This is a genomic window from Staphylococcus sp. IVB6181, from assembly GCF_025561445.1.
GTDB classification, from domain to species: Bacteria; Bacillota; Bacilli; order Staphylococcales; family Staphylococcaceae; genus Staphylococcus; species Staphylococcus simulans_B.
The window spans coordinates 911,522-930,874 of record NZ_CP095096.1; the positions used below are offsets into that span (position 1 = coordinate 911,522).

Here is a 19,353-nt window from a genome sequence, read left to right on the forward strand (position 1 = left end):
TGTGGCTTATGTAGAAATAGATTTAGCCAAAATCAAATTTAATGCGCTGATGCTGAAACAAAAGCTGGACCAAAGCAATTTGGAAATGATGCCGGTTATAAAATGTGTTGCCGGAGATAAGCTGATTGTAGAAGCTTTAAAAAGTTTAGGTTTTGATCAAATGGGTGATGCACGTATGGTCAATATCGATCAACTCAATGATGAAGCACTCTCCTATATGCTGATACGGACACCAAACCGCAGTGAATTAGAAGATTGTGTCAATAAGACAGCCATCAGTATTCAAACAGATATTGAAACCATCCGTTTATTAAACGAAACAGCTAAAGCACAAGGGTGCAAACATAAAATACTCTTAATGGTAGATTGGAAAGACAGCCGCGAGGGGGTATTAACATATGATGTGGTGCGTTATATCAATGAAATCATGTATATGCCTAATATCTGTTTAGCAGGATTGGCTTTCAACTTTATGTGCTTTATGGACTTTCCGCCGACGGAAGAAGATATCTTGCGCATTAATCAATTCATACAAAATGTAGAAAAAGACACAGGCTATCCGTTGAATATGATTTCCGGCGGTAATTCTAGTGCCTTGCCGCTGCTGGATTATTGTACTTTCGGCAGAATCAATCATCTGCGCATCGGAGAATCGTTATTCAGAGGTGTCAGCACAGTAGATCAGCAGCCGATTCATTATTTATATCAAAATGCGATGACGCTGAAAGCTGAAATTATAGAGATTAAACCTAGAATTGATGTGAAGCGGGATACATCCTACCTGCAAGCCATTTTAGATATAGGACATATCGATACAGTTGTAGAAGATATCACGCCGCTCAATAATCAAATCAAAGTGATGGGCGCAACCAGCGATCACTTAATGATTGATTTGCAGAATGCTGATTATTATCAAACCGGCGATGTGATTGAATTTACATTAGGCTATAATGCATTGGCACAAAGTATGTATCAAAAAACATTGAAGCATGTCTACATTAAAGATGCAGGTGTGCAAGTGCTGGTAGACCACTTTAAAACACATCCTGACCATGTACAAATCAGGCCTTAATGCTTAAAAATAAGAAAGTATTGTGAAAACCGGACTAATTTGTTCGGTTTTTTTCTAAAAAAATTTATATCTATATTGACATTGAGAATCGTTATCAATAAAATAAAAGTAAGATGATTGAATGAGCGCTAAATGGGATATATCATAATGGATGAAAGCGATTGTATGATAGCTTCAAAGCTAAGAAAAGCGTCATTTCATTTGTGTCTCATAAAGCATCTAACCATATTGAGGAGTGAAAGCATGAACAGATTAAAGTTTCTTGGTATTCTTATGTTAGTACTCGCTTTGACAGTAGTTGCTGCATGCGGAAATAACAGCAAAGACAGTTCAAAGGAATCTGACAGCAAATCTTCAGAAGATACAATTGCAGTAAAAAATGAAGCAGGCACTACAAAAGTTAAGAAAGATGCTAAACGTGTTGTTGCTTTAGAATATTCATTCGTTGATGCCTTAGCGGCATTAGATGTGAAACCTGTCGGTGTGGCAGATGACAACAAGAAAGATCGTATTATCAAACCGATTCGCGAAAAAATCGGTGATTATGAGTCAGTAGGTACACGTAAACAACCTAACTTAGAAGTCATCAGTAAAGAAAAACCTGATTTGATTATTGCGGATGCGCAACGTCATAAAGGTATTTATAAAGAGTTGAACAAAATTGCTCCAACAATCTTATTACCAAGTTTCGATGGAGACTACAAAGAAAATATTGAATCATTCAAAACTATCGCAAAAGCCTTGAATAAAGAAAAAGAAGGCCAAAAACGTTTAGATGAACATAAAAAGAAAATGGATGAGTACTCAAAAGATATTACTTTAAATAAAGATTTAGCTGCTTTACCAGCTGTTTTAACTAAAACAGATATTATGGCACACTCAGATAAATCTTACGTAGGTCAAGTATTCAATGAGTTAGGATTTAAAGAAGCATTAAACAAAGATGTTTCAAAAGACTTGCCTAAATATTTAGAAGGTCCGTACTTGAAAATGACAACTGAACAAGTTGCAAAAGTAAATCCTAAACAAATGTTCATTATGATTGATGAAAAAGACAAACCGTTATTGAAAAAACAAGAGAACGACAAAGTATGGCAAACAATCGATGCAGTTAAAAACAAACGTGTTTACACTGTAGACCGCAGTACTTGGTCAAGATCTCGCGGTTTGATTTCATCAGAGGAAATTGCGAAAGAATTAGTAAAACTATCTAAAGAACAAGACAACAAATAAGCGATTAAGAATAATAGAAGGGTGAACGGCTATGACGAACCAATCTAGCCACAGCCTGGTTGAAAAGAAACAAAGAAGACGCACAACGCTCCTGTTTATCGGGAGTGTGTGCTTTCTTTTACTTATTATCTATTTCAATTTGACTGTAGGCTCAACACATATGAAGTTTAAAGACGTTGCAGATTATTTACTTTGGCATCATGACACGAAAAATACATTTATTATACATAATATCCGTATGCCTAGAATGGTAGGCGGTTTATTGATTGGTGCGGCTTTAGCAGTGGCGGGTCTGTTTATGCAGGCCATGACACGCAACCCGCTTGCGTCACCGCAGATTTTCGGTGTGAACGCAGGTGCCTCATTTGTAATCGTTGTGATTACAGTAATCTTTCCGGCATTAACTGCGATTTCAACATTACTAGCATTTATCGGCGCTTTGATCGGCGGCAGTATTGTTTATATGTTGTCGGATTCTACGCGAGGTATGACACCGGTTAAGTTAGCATTAGCCGGTATGACAGTGCATCTCTTCTTCACAAGTTTGACGCAAGGGATTATTTTATTGAATGAAGATTCTACAACAACCGTTTACTTTTGGCTTGTAGGTACATTATCAACATTGAAATGGCCGGATGTCCTTTCCATTATGCCTTGGATTATCGGCGCATTTATCGGCGCGATGTTTATGGCACGCCAAATCTCTGTATTGGAACTTGGAGACGAATTAGCACGCGGTCTAGGACAAAATATTAAATTAACACGTATGCTGCTTGGGGTACTGGTAGTAATTCTAGCCGGTGCTTCAGTATCAATTGCAGGGCCGATCGGCTTTATCGGATTGATTGTGCCGCATATCGTTAAATATTATAACTCTCATAACTATTTCGTGATTATTCCGTTGACGATGATCTTCGGTGCAGCATTGCTGCTGCTATCAGATGTACTCAGCCGTCTGATTTCATTTCCGTTTGAGACACCTGTCGGTATTGTGACATCATTCGTAGGAGCTATTTACTTCTTAGCATTAACATTGAGAGGGGTGAAACGGACATGACAAAGCATTTAGGACGCAAATATTCTATTGTCATCGCCATTTTGATTATTGTTTCTATCTTCTCATTATGTGTAGGTGCAGTGTTTGTCAATCCGCTGCAAGCAGTCAGAGGTTTGATTCTGCAAGATGACTTCATTGTGAATCAATATCGTGAACCAAGATTATTTGTCGGCTTGCTGGTCGGCAGCAGTTTAGCGATTTCCGGTGCAGTTATTCAAGGTGTGGTCCGCAACCCATTAGCTTCACCTGACGTCATCGGTATTACAAAAGGTGCAAGTTTAGCGGCAGTTACAGTCTTGATTCTGTTTCCGAAAGCACCTATTTATGTCTTGCCTGTCGCATCGTTTGCCGGTGCATTAGTCATCAGTTTATTATTGTCTTACTTAATCGCACGTAAAGAAGTACAAGGTTCAAATTTAGCATTAATCGGTTTAGCAATCGGTGCGATATGTATGGCGGTTGTACAATACTTATTAATCCGTTTCCCAATCGAAGCGAACTTAGCATTAGTCTGGTTGACGGGTAGTTTATTCGGCCGTTCTATGGAACACGTGATTTCCATTTTACCGTGGTTCATTGTGACCGTACCGCTTATTCTCTTTTTAGCACAGCGCTTGGACATTTTGCATTTAGGTGATCAAGTGGCGACCGCACTAGGTACGAGAGTGCGTCCTGTCAAAATGGTATTATTGATATTGGCAGTAATGCTTGCAGGTTCATCTATCGCAGTTGTAGGGGGATTAAGCTTCTTAGGCTTGATTGCACCGCATATTGCACGTTCTATCGTCGGACACAAACATCTCCATATTATTATGATGTCCGGATTGATTGGTGCTATTTTAATTGTGGTCAGTGATACGCTGGCAAGAGGAATTCATCCGCCGCTCGATATACCGGTCGGTGTGATTATTGCGATTGTCGGTGCACCTTACTTTATTTATGTTTTACGCAAAATGTAATAGGGAATGTTTAAACTGTCTCATTAAAACGTGGGACAGTTTTTTAATGGACTAAATTATTAGAATATTATAACAATTAATTTTATACATATTTATGTATTAATATTAAAATTCTTATTGCTTAGTCTTCTCAATATGATTATAATGTATTGTAATGAGAGGGAGATTCTATGAAAAAATATACTAAATCAGAAATCTTAAAGGGACGTATTAAATTTATTGTCATGTCAGTAATCGGTATCTTACTCTTCTTAGTACCGATTCCAGTTACACAAGATGGGAAGAAACAAACAACGTTAACGGTGGCCTTTTTAGCCAATTGGTTAAAAGAAACACTGGGGCCGTCAATGCCGTATCTATTATTGATTGTCATTACTTTATCAGGTGTTTTAAGTTTATTCTGTTCTACTTTTTTAAAGAAGCACTTAAAGCCTGACGGTTTAATGAATACAGTCTTTAATGTAACTCCAATATGGTTGATCGTGAGATTGCTTGCAGTCGTGTTTGCGTGGATGACATTTTTACATATTGGAACAAAGATGGTTTATTCAGATGATACCGGAAATTTAGTCTTTTCAAGCCTATTACCTACATTATTTACAGTGTTCTTTTTTGCGGCACTTTTCTTGCCGCTATTAATGGAGTTTGGTCTGTTAGAAATGTTAGGACCAATTTTCAGACCGATTATGCGACCGTTGTTCACATTACCTGGACGTTCTACAGTCGATAACTTAGCTTCATTTATCGGAGACGGCACTGTCGGTGTTATTATTACAAGTCGTCAATATGAAGAAGGCTTTTATTCAAGACGTGAGGCCACTGTTATTTCAACAACGTTCAGTGTTGTATCGCTGACCTTTGCGATTGTTGTCGCAGAAACAGTAGGCATGCAGAATCATTTCTTCTATTTCTACCTTACGGTCATTGTATCTTGTTTAGTGGCAGCTATGATTATGCCGAGAATCTGGCCGTTGCGCAGTGTTCCTGAAGAATATGCGGTTGATAACAGCGACTATGTTAAAGATGAATCTAAACCTGAAGGTGTTTCTGCAGTCAGACATGGTTTTAACTTAGCAACTGAAAAAGGTGTCAAATCGCCTGGTTTCTTACAATTCTTCAAATCAGGTTTGGGTACTGTAATTGACATGTGGTTTGCGATTTTACCGGTGGTTATGGCAATCGGTACATTGGCTACAATTATCGCAACTTATACGCCGGTCTTTGAAATTATCGGTAAACCATTTGTGCCGATTTTAGAGTTGCTTCAAATTCCTGAAGCAGGACGTGCTTCTGAAACTATGCTGATCGGCTTTGCGGACATGTTCTTGCCGTCAATTTTAATTGATGGTGTGAAGAGTCAGATTACATTATTTGTTGTAGGGGCATTGAGTATTTCTCAATTAATTTACTTATCTGAAGTAGGGGGCGTTATCTTAGGTTCTAAGATTCCAGTCAGCATCGGTAAATTATTTGTGATTTTCTTACTAAGAACAATTATTGTGCTGCCGATTATCGCTATAATGGCACACTTATACTTCTAAATTAATGAAAGACTTTGGATTAGAATATAAATACGCAGCACGTTGTGCATAGATTGCATGAACGTGTTGCGTATTTTTTGTTTCTTTTAAAGAAAAATTATGAAATATCTCCTAATGAAGATAATACAGTAGATTTAATGCGTCTGCTTCCAATAACCGGAGAGGTGCTTTGTTCATTATCTGAATCGGATTTTGGACGTTGATGTGCTTTTTTGAAAGCATCACTGTTCACCCAGTTTTCATAGTCTTTTTGGCTTTCCCACCAAGTTGTGACATTTATTGTTTCTGTATCCTCTGTGTCATCTTCAAGCAAGCTGACTTCAACGCGATTAAAACCGGGTACCTTTTTTAAATCTTCGTTAGAAGTAAAACGAGGTGCCATTTTTTCGGCATAACCTTTTTTAATTTCTATTTGATTCGTTACAATATACATAACCATCAGTCCTTTCAAAATATATCTCAATGTTCTTTACCCGATTTTTACATTTTGAATAAGAAGTAATTTTAGTTATTTTAAAAGCAAGTTGTGTGGTACAATATTTAAACAGAAAAAGAAGAGTCTATCAGTAGAGGGGAAAAGTGATGAAGAAAAAAGAAGTAAGTTTTGCGGAATTGTTTTTCGACTTAGTCTTTGTTTATGTACTTTCAACTATTAATGTGACAGTAGAACATATCTCAAGTTCGCTGGTTGATATAGAAAGCTTAGGCAAAAATTTTATGTTATTTTTAGTGTTTTTCTCAATCTGGATTTATCACACATTATTTACCAATCGATTCTTTGATCAGAAATGGTATCAATATGTGTTCCTTTTTGTGGACATGTTCTTGATTTTATATTTATCAAAAGCGATTAATGGTGAGTTCCAAGAAACATTTGTGCCATTTGTGGCTACAACAACAGTGATTTTCATTAGTATTATCTTGCAGTATGTCATCAGCTATAAATTTGTAGATCATTCTATTGATATTCGTTTCCTTAAAATCTATACATCTGGTTTGATTTTCACAGTAATACTATCAGTGATCAGTATTGTATTGCCGACAGGGATTAATTTTTGGGTTTACTTTGTTGGGATTTTGATCTCAGCAGTTTATCCAGCATTGTTTGCACGTACTTCTAAACAAAATCCTGTAGAGTTCAAACATTTATCTGAGCGTTTAAGTTTATTTATGATTTTGTTATTCGGCGAAGGAATTGTACAGATTGTCAACAACATGGAGTTAACACACTTTAAAATTTTGGATATCGTGTACTTCTTAATGATTATCAGCTTATTTGTTATCTATGCCTTCCATTACAGAGGCAGTTTAGATCAGGAGAAAGACGAAGCAACAGGATTCTTAACAATTTACCTGCATTTGTTTTTAATTTATTCAGCCAACTTTATTTTCTTAATAATGAACAAAGGACTTTCTAATCATCCGCTAAGTTTTGCCGAAGGTATCGGTTACACGATTGCCTTTTGTGTCTTCTTATTCGGTGTGTTCTTTGATACAATTCTGCATCGCAAGTTTACTGAGAAAAAAGGGATTTATATTTCGATTATATGTGCAACAACACTCATCGGTTTTGCTATACCGAATATTCATTTGATTATCGTCGTACAAATCATCGGTATCATTGTACTTGTCAGCTTGTATTATCTTGAGAATAAAGAAGTTTTGAATCAAGCAGAATAAGCAAAAAGGAATTTATAAGTTTAATAATAAAAAGAAAAGCAGAAAAAAACTTCCGTTTCACTCAATGATATGCTCCCCCTATAGTAGACACTAAAAAAACAAAACTATAGGGGGAGCATTCTTATGTCTAAATATCTCGAAAGTGACATTAAATTATTTCTCTTAACATTTAGTTTAATAGATGAAGGTTATAGTTGTAATGAAGCTATAGAAAAGAGTGGTATAGAATTAAATCGTAAACAGGTGATGTTTAAATATCACCAATATAAAGTACATGGCGTTGAGGTACTATTACCAAAGAAAAGCAATAATACTTATAGTAAAGCATTTAAAGAAACAATTGTTCAGGAATACTTAACTGAAGGTGTTTCTGCTGTTGATTTAGCAATAAAATATAATATTCCAGCATATTCTACTGTTAGGGATTGGATAAAACGATATACTTTAGGAAAAGAGAATGTTTCATATTCTCCATTACTAGGGGTGTATTCAATGAAAGCGAGAAAAACAACGTTCGAAGAACGTGTAGAAATAGTAGAAGCATGTATTGAGTCAGAAAAAGATTATAAGAAAACAGCTTTAAAATATAATGTTAATTATGGCCAAGTATATAGTTGGGTTAAAAAATATGAACAATTTGGAAGTGCCGGTCTTGTAGACGGAAGAGGTAAAGGTAAGCCAACTCAGACAATGACTGATGAAGAACAAGCATTAGCTAAAACAAAAGCTCTTGAAGAAAGAATCAAATACTTAGAAATGGAAAACAAGATTTTAAAAAAGTTGAAGGAGAAAGAAAGAGAGCTGATCAATCGCCGTTTAGACAAATAGTTGAGTACCTTGTAATAGAAGACTTAAAAAATGAATATCCAATAACTCTGTTATGTAAGGTGGTTGGAATTTCTAGAGCCAGTTATTATAAGTGGAGAAAGAGAAGAGAATTTAAAACACAGCGTGAAATTGAAGATGAAATATTAATGAAAGAAATCTTGTGGATTTTCAATAAATACAACGGTTTATATGGTTATCGTCGTATTCGTATATATATCTGTTTAAGACTGGATAAAAAAGTAAGTCGTAAACGAGTATATCGTTTAATGAAAAAATTAGGTCTAAAATCTTGCATACGTGCTGCAAGAAAAAGATATAGACCCTCAACACCTACTATTACTGCAGAGAATTTATTAGATAGAGAATTTAGTGAAACGGAAGCTAACAAAAAATGGGTAACAGATGTGACAGAACTTATTTTAGAAAATGGAAGGAAATTTTATTTAAGCGCTATCAGAGATCTCGGAACAGGTAAAATTGTAAGCTATGATATAAGTTATTCAAATAACAATCAGCTGGTTTTTAATACTTTCAATAAAGCGTTAAAGAAAGTGAAAAATATAAGCGGCTTAATACTACATAGCGACAGAGGTTTTCAATATACAAGCAAACATTTTAAATTCTTGCTCGATGAGCAAGGTGTTATTCAAAGCATGTCACGAGTCGGACGATGCATAGATAATAGTCCAATGGAATCATTTTGGGGAATAATGAAATCAGAAATTTATCGCGGTAATAGACATTATAAATTCAAGGATATAAAAACTGCACGCTCGCAGTTTAAAGAATACATTGATTTTTACAACAATGAGAGAATTACTTTGGAAATGGAAAGATTAATTGCTTAACTTCTAACTAATGTCTACCCTAAATAATCTGGTAAAAGAAGTAGTGTGCGTAGCGCACCACTTTTTTTACCAGATCAAGCAAACGATAGTGCGCTAGGAGAATAAAAAAACTGTACAAACGAGATTTATCAACTCATTTGTACAGTAACTTAAAATTTGTTTATCAGATTCCCAATAAATTATTTTTTGTTTTTTCCTGTCTACTTGACAGGGAGCAGTTCACAATACGAAACGGAAGCTTTTTGCGCTTATATTATTGATTTATTTTGTGAGTTCATTATAGACTTTCTTATCATTGAAAGTGAAGATGATGTATTCGTGATCTTCAGTATCAATAATAACACGGTTAGTTTTACCGAATGTTGAACCGATACGAGAAACTTCTTTGTCTCCTGCATCTACAAGTGCGTGGATATCTTGATCTTCTGTTACGCTTTTAATACTTTCTGTAGGGATTTTGATATCTGCTACTCTCCATTGGATACGAACTTCGTTATTATCTTTCTTTACTGTCATTGCCATTATGGAACACATCCTTTATTTATTTTGTAAAGCTATCATACACTATTTAGAAACCGTTTTCAACAAATGTGAGATACTTTTTTAATTAATATGACATACTAATTGAAAAGCGAACATACAGTCCGAAAATATGTTCGTGTTTATTTTAAAAATGTGCTAAAATAATAAAATCAGAAAGGAGTATAGAGATGACAGGGAAAACACACTTATCATGCGGGTTTCTAATAGGAACACTTGCGATAAATTATTACCACCCGGATTTATTCACTTCCGTGACTGCTGTAGTATTGGCAGGGGCTGGAAGCTTATTGCCAGACATTTGCCATGCACAAAGCAAAATCGGACGGCGTTTTAAATTTTTAAGCATTATCGTTCGGCTTTTGTTCGGTCATCGCACATTCACACATTCTATTTTATTTACGCTTATTATTGCGCTGCTGTTATCTACTATACATACACCGCCTGTATATATGGCAGCCATTATAGGCGGCATGGCTTCGCATATCATTCTTGATATGCTGACCCCAAGAGGTGTTAAGTTATTATATCCATTTCCATTGTCAGTTAAACTGCCTGTGCAATTTAAAACAGGGGGAATGGTGGATCTCTCATTGGCTACTGCATTTACTTTCGGCGGGACATATGTTATATTTCGCGAAGTTATCAACCAATGGTTAACCCATTGGCTGCATTTAAACTTTTAATGATTTCAAGTTTGTGTTATGTATAGATGAATAGAATCGTTTTAAAAAGAACCTCTGCTTATGAATTAAGCGGAGGTTTGCGCTTGATGTATCTATTTATGATATAATTTGAGAATATTGAAAGGTTCGAACATACCAATGTATATTGCATGAGGGAAAGAACGCTTTTTAATCGCGGAAAACTTAAGGAGAGGTATCATGTTTGATAAGAGTAAATTAGAGAAATTTAATCAACAGCATTTTTTAGAATTGGAAAAGTTGATGAGTGCCAATGAAAAAGAAAATATTGCTAATAAATTAGAATCATTAGATTTATCTTCTATTATGGATATGTATCAATCGTTATATGTTGAGCAATCACAAAATAAATCAGAAGCGGCATCGGAAGCGTCAGAAGTAAAATACAGAGTACGCGAAGGTTTCTCTGCTGAAGAGTTGAACGCATATTATGATAAAGGTATTGCTGCGATTAAGAATGGCGAATTTGCAGTTGTATTAATGGCTGGCGGTCAAGGTACACGTCTCGGCTATGACGGTCCGAAAGGTTCTTTTGAAATTGAAGGTGTCAGCTTATTTGAATTACAAGCAAGACAGCTTTTAAAACTTAAAGAACAGACGGGTCATACTGTCGACTGGTATATCATGACGAGCGACATTAATGATGAAGCAACACAAAAATTCTTTAAAGATCAAAATTACTTTGGTTACGATCCTGAAGCCATTCACTTCTTCAAACAAGAAAATATTGTCGCATTGAATGAAGACGGCGGTATTATTTTAACTGAAAAAGCTGAAGTGATGGAAACGCCGAACGGAAACGGCGGCGTATTTAAAGCCTTAGATAAATATGGTTATTTGGATAAGATGGAAGAAGACGGTGTTAAATTTATCTTTATAAACAATATTGATAACGTATTAGCACGTGTGCTGGATCCGGTATTTGCAGGCTTTACTGCAGAAGCTAACCGTGACATCAGTACGAAATCCATCCGACCTAAAGAAAATGAAAGTGTCGGACGTCTTGTAAATATCGACAGCAAAGATGCAGTGCTTGAGTATTCTGAGCTGGGCGATTCTGATGTGCATCAATTCCAAAATGCGAACATCGGCATTCACGCATTTAAACTTGCGTTTATTCAATCAGCTGTCAATCGCGAAATGCCATATCATTTAGCAGTGAAACAATTGAAACAATTAGATGAAGATTATAATGTAGTGAAAGATACGGCATTGAAATTCGAATTGTTCTATTTTGATATCTTTAAATACGCAACAAGTTTTATTACTTTGCAAGTTCCAAGAGAAGAAGAGTTTTCACCGCTTAAAAACCGTGAAGGCAAAGATAGTGTAGAAACTGCAACAGAAGATTTAAAACGACTAAATCTTATTTAATGAAAAAAGGTGGAGTCATTATTGAAACAGACTTCAAATTCACACACAGGCCATGGGCTCAATCGCTTTAAAGATATTATTCCGCTGTCATTCGGAGAAGAGATAGGCAATGCTGTATCTCATGGTGCAGCTGCCTTTATCGCATTGCTTGTTTTGCCGTATGCCTCTGTACATAGTTACATACATGGCGGCTTATTAGCGTCGGTCAGTGTCTCTATTTATATTATCAGTATCTTTTTGATGCTGCTGTCATCAACGATTTATCATGTGATGGAGAATAACTCTCCCCATAAGTATATATTGCGTATTATTGATCATAGTATGATTTATATCGCAATATCCGGTACATATACACCTGTTTCGCTGGTTGTTGTCGGCGGATGGTTCGGTTGGATTATTATGCTGCTGTTGTGGGGGATTACCATTTGGGGTATCCTCTATAAAGCAATCGGAGAAAATGTAAATCCGAAACTGAGTTTGTTTATGTATTTGATTATGGGATGGGTCGGTATTTTATATCTTCCGATTATTTGGAGAGAAGCATCTTGGCAATTTATGCTGTTTATTTTATTAGGCGGCATTGCTTATACCATCGGAGCATGGTTTTATGCACAAAAAAATCGTCCTTATTTTCATATGATATGGCATATCTTTATTGTGATCGCATCCATATGTCGTTTTATCGGTATTTTATACTTTATGTAGTGCTAAGAGGATGAGGCTTTTGATAATCAGAAGTCTCAACCTCTTTCTTCATTAAGAGAGAGATTAATCAGAAAGAGGTGTACGTATGAAGATAAAATCAATTGGAGTCGTAACTGCATTGATTTTGATTATGTTTATGGCTGCTATCGAAACGTCGATTATTTCTTTAGCACTTCCGACGATTAAAACAGATTTGAATGTGACGAGTGCAATCTCGTTAGTATTTTCAATTTACTTTATTGCATTAGTCATCGTGAATCCGTTAGTCGGAGAACTTTTATCGCGCTTTAAATTAATTCATGTAACGATTGCAGGTTTATTATTATTCAGCATCGGAAGTTTAATGTCTGGGTTAAGCAGCACATTTGCTTTGCTGATTGTTTCGCGTTTTATTCAAGGAATGGGTTCAGGTATTATGATGGTTCTGAGCCAGATTGTCCCTAAACTGGCATTTGAGATTCCGCTGCGTTATAAAATAATGGGAATTGTTGGCAGTGTTTGGGGCATTTCCAGCATTATCGGACCTTTGCTCGGCGGTGCAATTTTAGAATTTGCGACTTGGCATTGGTTATTCTTTATTAATATTCCGATAGCTGTGATTGCAGCGGTACTTGCATTTGCAACTTTCCATTTTGATGAAGATAAAGTTTTAAACGAAGAACCATTTGATACAAAGGGACTGCTGTTTTTCTATTTAGCATTGATCTTTATTATGGGTGCGATTACGACGCCGTTTTCAATGGCATTTAAAATTGTTTTAATTGCAATCGGTTTAGTATTTGCGTACTACCTTACAACAATTGAAAAGAAAGTACGTGCACCATTCTTGCCTATTCAGGAATTCAACCGACGCATTACGATTATCTTTATTACAGATTTCGTCTATGCCATGATATTGATGGGTTATAACTTGTATATGCCGATTTATCTGCAGGAGGAAATCGGATTATCGCCGCTGCAAAGCGGATTTGTTGTCTTTCCGATTTCAGCAGCATGGTTATTAATTAACTTCAATTTACATAGAATAGAAGCAAGATTAACCAGAAAAGCATTATATCTTGTTGCATTTACATCATTATTGCTATGTAGTTTGATTGTGTTTGTGACACATGCGGCGCCATTGTTGTTAGCGGCCACATTGCTGTTGGCAGGCGCAAGTTTCGGTATTGTTTATACAAAGGACAGTGTGATTGTGCAAGAAGAAACTTCGCCGCATGAGATGAAGCGGATGATGTCGTTTTATTCATTATCTAAAAATCTAGGAAATTCTATCGGTTCAACAATCATGGGCGGCATGTATGCTTTACCGTTTGTTGTCGGCGGAGCACGAATTTTAAATAATGTATCGCTGATACTCGTATTCATTGCTGCTTTATATGTACTGTGGATTATTGCTTATAAAAATGAATCTAAGACTTGATAAGATGTCCCGCCGATGAGCGGGATATTTTATTTATAGGGGAAATGAGTTTGTGTTATTATACGGGTGTATAAAAAATGAAATGAGGTGAGGAAAGCGTGAAATTTTTCAAGTTTAATATTTTTAATTTGATATCCACATTGATTGTTCTATTAGTGTTTGTGATTTCGGGTGCGATTTTCCTCACACTCTTAGGATTTGTTTTATATGGTTTAAGTCGTCTGCTTATCTTTTGGCATCTAGGGTATTTTGGATATAACAAAGGTTTTTATCAAAACTTATTTTATTACGGCAGCTATATTGTGCTCGGTTACTTCACGATGTTTTTAGTGGAATACTTGATGGATTACTTCAAAAAGAAATTACCGCAAAGTCCATATTTTCATGGCGAAATATTCCATTTGATCTCTTATTCGGTAACTACACTGATGTTCTATTTCGTAATCCATATTCATTACACTTCAATCAATATTGATTTTTGGGTGATTATGCTGATTATGGCATTCTTTTATGTATGTAAGGAAGTCTTTTATCCGGAAAGTGAGAACCTCAATAGAAATAAATAATCCGAATGAGCAATTAGTTTGCTTTGCTAACCATTTATGTTGCATTATATTATGGTAAGTTTACAAAGGAGTGTTTATATCTATGCCAGAGCAGGCTACTATTTCACATCAAAAAAGAAACATTATCGTTACGGTAATGATTACAAGTGCATTCATTGCAATATTAAACCAAACGCTTCTTAATACAGCTTTGCCTGCTATCATGCGCAGTTTCAACATTGGTGAAAATACATCACAATGGTTGGTAACTGGCTTTATGCTTGTGAACGGGGTCATGATTCCATTAACAGCATTCTTAATGGATAAAGTTAAAACCAGACCTTTATACTTAGCTTCCATGGGTATCTTTTTAGCAGGATCCATTTTAGCAGCCATAGCACCTAACTTCGGTGTATTGATGACTGCTCGTGTGATACAAGCAATGGGCGCAGGTATTATTATGCCGCTGATGCAATTTACATTATTCACGCTCTTCCCTAAAGAAGAAAGAGGATTTGCGATGGGGCTTGCAGGATTAGTAATATCCTTCGCACCCGCAATCGGACCGACAGTTTCTGGTTTGATTATTGATGTCAGCAGTTGGCGTACACCGTTTATTGCGGTTGCGGTCATTGCATTAGCTGGATTTATCTTCGGTGCAATCAGTATTGCAAACTTTAATGAACCAAAAGACATTACACTGGATAAACGCTCTGTTGTCTATTCAACATTAGGATTCGGTGTTATGTTATATGCATTCAGCAGTGCAGGTTCATTAGGCTTCAATAATTGGATGTTCTATGTACCATTTGTGGCAAGTTTATTTGTAATTTATGCATTTGTAAAACGCCAATTAACGATAGAAAATCCAATTTTGAATTTACGTGTCTTTAAGAACAAGACATTTACTCTAACTTCTATTTGTTCCATGATTGTCATGACTTCTATGATTGGTCCCGCATTATTAATTCCGATTTATGTTCAAAACGCAATGGGGCTTTCAGCATTCTTATCAGGACTTGTTATTTTGCCAGGTGCAATCGTCAACGGTGTAATGTCTATTTACACTGGTAAGTTCTATGATAAATATGGTGTGAGACCTTTAGTTATTACAGGTTTCATTATGCTGACAGTACTCACAGCAGTATTAGCATTCTTAAAAGTAGATACACCTTATTGGTACCTCGTAGTGATTTATGCACTAAGAATGTTCTCGGTTTCTTTACTCGCAATGCCGCTGAACACAGCAGGTGTCAACGCACTGCCGAATAAAGATATCTCTCATGGTACAGCAATCATGAACTTCGCGAGAATGATGGCTTCATCTATCGGAACAGCATTAATGGTGGCATTAATGACTTTAGGTTCAAGAACATTTGCGCCGGATCCTCATGAAGCAGCGACAAAAGAACTATTGCACAGAGAAGCAATTGCACGCGGAGTGGATTTATCATTCGGCGTTGTAACGGTAATTGTGTTTATCGGCTTTATTATCGGTTTATTTATCAGAGACCATGTGAAAGGCCAAACAAAACAGCAAGCGAATGTACGTAAAATATAAAATTAAGACTATGAAATATAAACCAGTAAAAACATGAATCGCGTGTTTTTACTGGTTTTTTGTAATATATTGAGCGAAATTATTCATTTGTCCGGATTATTCGTTACCACTCCTACATTAAGTTTGTTAAAATAAAAAGAGTAATCAATTATAAATATTTGGGGTGACTTACTTTGTTAACAGTTGAACAGGTCGACAAATTAGTGGGAGAATTAAAAGATCCTATTTTAGATGTCCCGCTTAAAGATACAGGTGGTATTGTCAATATCACAATTAAAGAAGAAATTGAACACGTCAGTGTTAAAATTGCAATGGCTAAGTTAGGTGGCAAACCTCAATTAGACTTGCAAATGGCGATTGTCGAAACACTAAAAGAAAATGGTGCGAATACAGTCGGTATCCGATTTGAAGAATTAGACCCTGAGAAAGTTGCTGAGTTTACAGGAGATGATCCGACTGATGAACCGCAAACAATCGAAGGTTTATTATCAAAAGATAACCCAGTCGAGTTTATTGCAATTGCATCAGGTAAAGGCGGCGTAGGCAAATCTACAGTAGCAGTCAACTTGGCAGTAGCACTTGCTCGCGAAGGCAAAAGAGTAGGCCTGATTGATGCTGATATTTACGGATTCAGTGTACCGGATATGATGGGTATCGATGGACGCCCTGGTATCGAAGGAAAATCAGTTAAACCTGTAGAACGTCATGGCGTTAAAGTTATGTCTATGGCATTCTTCGTAGAGGAAAACGCACCTGTAATCTGGCGCGGACCTATGCTTGGGAAAATGCTGACAAACTTCTTTACAGATGTTAAGTGGGGAGAACTCGATTACTTACTATTAGACTTGCCTCCAGGAACAGGCGATGTGGCATTAGACGTACACACAATGCTGCCATCAAGTAAAGAAATTATTGTTACAACACCGCATCCTACTGCAGCATTTGTAGCAGCACGTGCAGGTGCAATGGCTAAACATACAGAACACTCAATTTTAGGTGTTATTGAAAATATGTCTTATTTCGAAAGTAAAGAAACAGGCAATAAAGAATATATCTTCGGTAAAGATGGCGGTAAGAAACTTGCAGATGAATTAAATTCTGACTTGCTAGGACAACTTCCTTTAGCGCAACCGACTTGGGATCCTAAAGACTTTGCACCGTCAATTTACCAACCTGAAGATCAATTAGGTGAAATTTATCAACAAATTGCACAAAAAATCATTACTAAAACTATGAAAAAATAAGATTTTCCCAAGAAGCGCAAGTTTTTTAAAAAACTTGCGTTTTTCTCTTGCAATTTCTCAGAATCCTGTTAGAATATATTTTTGTGAGCAAGAGAACGAAACAACAGTTCAAACCACTTCAAAAAACTTTGAAAAAAGTTGTTGACTTAACGATTTCAAAGTGATATTATAATTAAGTCGATGAAAAAACACGACAAATTATTTCGAGAGTGTAAAACTTACTCTTGCAAAGATGAAACAAACATTTTAAAATTGTAAAAGTAATGTTAATTAAATGTTGACTTCGAAAAAGCGAAGTGATATAATAAATAACGTTACTGAAAAAATGAACATTGAAAACTGAATGACAATATGTCAACGTTAATTCCAAAATTAACAAACGTTTTATAACAAATAGTTTTTATGAGCTAGTCAAACATCATAAAATTTTATGGAGAGTTTGATCCTGGCTCAGGATGAACGCTGGCGGCGTGCCTAATACATGCAAGTCGAGCGAACAGACGAGGAGCTTGCTCCTCTGACGTTAGCGGCGGACGGGTGAGTAACACGTGGGTAACCTACCTATAAGACTGGAATAACTCCGGGAAACCGGGGCTAATGCCGGATAATACATGAAACCGCATGGTTTCATGATGAAAGACGGTCTTGCTGTCACTTATAGATGGACCCGCGGCGTATTAGCTAGTTGGTAAGGTAACGGCTTACCAAGGCAACGATACGTAGCCGACCTGAGAGGGTGATCGGCCACACTGGAACTGAGACACGGTCCAGACTCCTACGGGAGGCAGCAGTAGGGAATCTTCCGCAATGGGCGAAAGCCTGACGGAGCAACGCCGCGTGAGTGATGAAGGTCTTCGGATCGTAAAACTCTGTTATTAGGGAAGAACAAGGATGTAAGTAACTGTGCATCCCTTGACGGTACCTAATCAGAAAGCCACGGCTAACTACGTGCCAGCAGCCGCGGTAATACGTAGGTGGCAAGCGTTATCCGGAATTATTGGGCGTAAAGCGCGCGTAGGCGGTTTCTTAAGTCTGATGTGAAAGCCCACGGCTCAACCGTGGAGGGTCATTGGAAACTGGGAAACTTGAGTGCAGAAGAGGAAAGTGGAATTCCATGTGTAGCGGTGAAATGCGCAGAGATATGGAGGAACACCAGTGGCGAAGGCGACTTTCTGGTCTGCAACTGACGCTGATGTGCGAAAGCGTGGGGATCAAACAGGATTAGATACCCTGGTAGTCCACGCCGTAAACGATGAGTGCTAAGTGTTAGGGGGTTTCCGCCCCTTAGTGCTGCAGCTAACGCATTAAGCACTCCGCCTGGGGAGTACGGCCGCAAGGCTGAAACTCAAAGGAATTGACGGGGACCCGCACAAGCGGTGGAGCATGTGGTTTAATTCGAAGCAACGCGAAGAACCTTACCAAATCTTGACATCCTTTGACAACTCTGGAGACAGAGCCTTCCCCTTCGGGGGACAAAGTGACAGGTGGTGCATGGTTGTCGTCAGCTCGTGTCGTGAGATGTTGGGTTAAGTCCCGCAACGAGCGCAACCCTTAAGCTTAGTTGCCAGCATTAAGTTGGGCACTCTAAGTTGACTGCCGGTGACAAACCGGAGGAAGGTGGGGATGACGTCAAATCATCATGCCCCTTATGATTTGGGCTACACACGTGCTACAATGGACGGTACAAAGGGCAGCGAACCCGCGAGGTCAAGCAAATCCCATAAAGCCGTTCTCAGTTCGGATTGTAGTCTGCAACTCGACTACATGAAGCTGGAATCGCTAGTAATCGTAGATCAGCATGCTACGGTGAATACGTTCCCGGGTCTTGTACACACCGCCCGTCACACCACGAGAGTTTGTAACACCCGAAGCCGGTGGAGTAACCTTTTAGGAACTAGCCGTCGAAGGTGGGACAAATGATTGGGGTGAAGTCGTAACAAGGTAGCCGTATCGGAAGGTGCGGCTGGATCACCTCCTTTCTAAGGATATATTCGGAACAGTTTCGTTAGAAACTGAAATAGGAATAACGTGACATATTGTAT

16 protein-coding genes and 1 rRNA gene are annotated in these 19,353 nt (G+C 37.3%); 15 read left to right on the forward strand and 2 right to left on the reverse strand.

Annotated elements, in window-relative coordinates:
* The first annotated feature begins 1 nt into the window (after nucleotide 1).
* From MUA90_RS04170 to MUA90_RS04190, 5 genes are all read left to right on the forward strand, one after another.
* Entirely contained in the window at nucleotides 2-1,072 is a 1,071-nt protein-coding gene (locus MUA90_RS04170) for an alanine racemase (RefSeq protein ID WP_262588471.1), read from the forward strand.
* Between the two features lie 243 nt (nucleotides 1,073-1,315).
* Complete coding sequence (locus MUA90_RS04175) at nucleotides 1,316-2,305, forward strand: ABC transporter substrate-binding protein (RefSeq protein WP_262588472.1); 990 nt, start codon at nucleotides 1,316-1,318, stop codon at nucleotides 2,303-2,305.
* Nucleotides 2,306-2,336: 31 nt separating this feature from the next.
* The gene (locus MUA90_RS04180; RefSeq protein WP_262588473.1) at nucleotides 2,337-3,362 is read left to right on the forward strand and encodes a FecCD family ABC transporter permease; all 1,026 of its coding nucleotides are present in this window, start codon (nucleotides 2,337-2,339) and stop codon (nucleotides 3,360-3,362) included.
* Nucleotides 3,359-4,321, forward strand: coding sequence for a FecCD family ABC transporter permease (locus MUA90_RS04185; RefSeq protein WP_114602900.1), 963 nt, complete (start codon nucleotides 3,359-3,361; stop codon nucleotides 4,319-4,321). Before MUA90_RS04180 ends, MUA90_RS04185 begins: the two co-directional genes overlap by 4 nt.
* A 170-nt stretch (nucleotides 4,322-4,491) precedes the next feature.
* The gene (locus MUA90_RS04190) at nucleotides 4,492-5,862 is read left to right on the forward strand and encodes a YjiH family protein (protein WP_262588474.1); all 1,371 of its coding nucleotides are present in this window, start codon (nucleotides 4,492-4,494) and stop codon (nucleotides 5,860-5,862) included.
* Between the two features lie 97 nt (nucleotides 5,863-5,959).
* Here the strand turns inward: MUA90_RS04190 and MUA90_RS04195 are convergent, their stop codons facing one another.
* Nucleotides 5,960-6,295 carry a heme oxygenase gene (locus tag MUA90_RS04195; protein ID WP_262588475.1) on the reverse strand — a complete coding sequence of 112 codons (336 nt, stop codon included), beginning with the start codon at nucleotides 6,293-6,295 and terminating at the stop codon, nucleotides 5,960-5,962.
* A 149-nt stretch (nucleotides 6,296-6,444) separates the two neighbouring features.
* Between MUA90_RS04195 and MUA90_RS04200 the strand changes: the two genes are divergently transcribed.
* Both MUA90_RS04200 and MUA90_RS14055 read left to right on the forward strand, forming a co-directional pair.
* The gene (locus tag MUA90_RS04200) at nucleotides 6,445-7,542 is read left to right on the forward strand and encodes a low temperature requirement protein A (protein WP_262588476.1); all 1,098 of its coding nucleotides are present in this window, start codon (nucleotides 6,445-6,447) and stop codon (nucleotides 7,540-7,542) included.
* 123 nt (nucleotides 7,543-7,665) lie between these two features.
* A protein-coding gene (locus MUA90_RS14055; RefSeq protein ID WP_398577369.1) for an IS3 family transposase occupies nucleotides 7,666-9,218 on the forward strand; the annotation gives its coding sequence in 2 pieces (ribosomal slippage) (nucleotides 7,666-8,343 and nucleotides 8,346-9,218; 1,551 coding nt in all).
* 261 nt (nucleotides 9,219-9,479) lie between these two features.
* Here MUA90_RS14055 and MUA90_RS04215 read toward each other — a convergent pair.
* Nucleotides 9,480-9,740 carry a SunI/YnzG family protein gene (locus tag MUA90_RS04215; RefSeq protein WP_105993365.1) on the reverse strand — a complete coding sequence of 87 codons (261 nt, stop codon included), beginning with the start codon at nucleotides 9,738-9,740 and terminating at the stop codon, nucleotides 9,480-9,482.
* A gap of 188 nt (nucleotides 9,741-9,928) precedes the next feature.
* Between MUA90_RS04215 and MUA90_RS04220 the strand changes: the two genes are divergently transcribed.
* From MUA90_RS04220 to MUA90_RS04255, 8 genes are all read left to right on the forward strand, one after another.
* Nucleotides 9,929-10,444, forward strand: a complete 516-nt coding sequence (locus MUA90_RS04220) for a metal-dependent hydrolase (RefSeq protein WP_105993366.1) — start codon at nucleotides 9,929-9,931, stop codon at nucleotides 10,442-10,444.
* A 198-nt stretch (nucleotides 10,445-10,642) separates the two neighbouring features.
* On the forward strand, nucleotides 10,643-11,836 hold the full coding sequence (locus tag MUA90_RS04225) for a UDPGP type 1 family protein (RefSeq protein WP_262588477.1): 1,194 nt from the start codon (nucleotides 10,643-10,645) through the stop codon (nucleotides 11,834-11,836).
* A 21-nt stretch (nucleotides 11,837-11,857) separates the two neighbouring features.
* On the forward strand, nucleotides 11,858-12,541 hold the full coding sequence (locus MUA90_RS04230; protein WP_262588478.1) for a PAQR family membrane homeostasis protein TrhA: 684 nt from the start codon (nucleotides 11,858-11,860) through the stop codon (nucleotides 12,539-12,541).
* Between the two features lie 85 nt (nucleotides 12,542-12,626).
* A complete protein-coding gene (gene sdrM, locus MUA90_RS04235) occupies nucleotides 12,627-13,961 on the forward strand; it encodes a multidrug efflux MFS transporter SdrM (protein ID WP_262588479.1) in 1,335 nt (444 codons plus the stop codon).
* Between the two features lie 98 nt (nucleotides 13,962-14,059).
* Nucleotides 14,060-14,527, forward strand: coding sequence for a SepA family multidrug efflux transporter (locus MUA90_RS04240; RefSeq protein ID WP_105993370.1), 468 nt, complete (start codon nucleotides 14,060-14,062; stop codon nucleotides 14,525-14,527).
* 82 nt (nucleotides 14,528-14,609) lie between these two features.
* Nucleotides 14,610-16,067 carry an MDR family MFS transporter gene (locus MUA90_RS04245; protein WP_262588480.1) on the forward strand — a complete coding sequence of 486 codons (1,458 nt, stop codon included), beginning with the start codon at nucleotides 14,610-14,612 and terminating at the stop codon, nucleotides 16,065-16,067.
* 173 nt (nucleotides 16,068-16,240) lie between these two features.
* Nucleotides 16,241-17,311, forward strand: coding sequence for an Mrp/NBP35 family ATP-binding protein (locus tag MUA90_RS04250; RefSeq protein ID WP_105993372.1), 1,071 nt, complete (start codon nucleotides 16,241-16,243; stop codon nucleotides 17,309-17,311).
* Between the two features lie 427 nt (nucleotides 17,312-17,738).
* Nucleotides 17,739-19,290, forward strand: a 16S ribosomal RNA gene (locus MUA90_RS04255).
* Nucleotides 19,291-19,353: the final 63 nt, after the last annotated feature.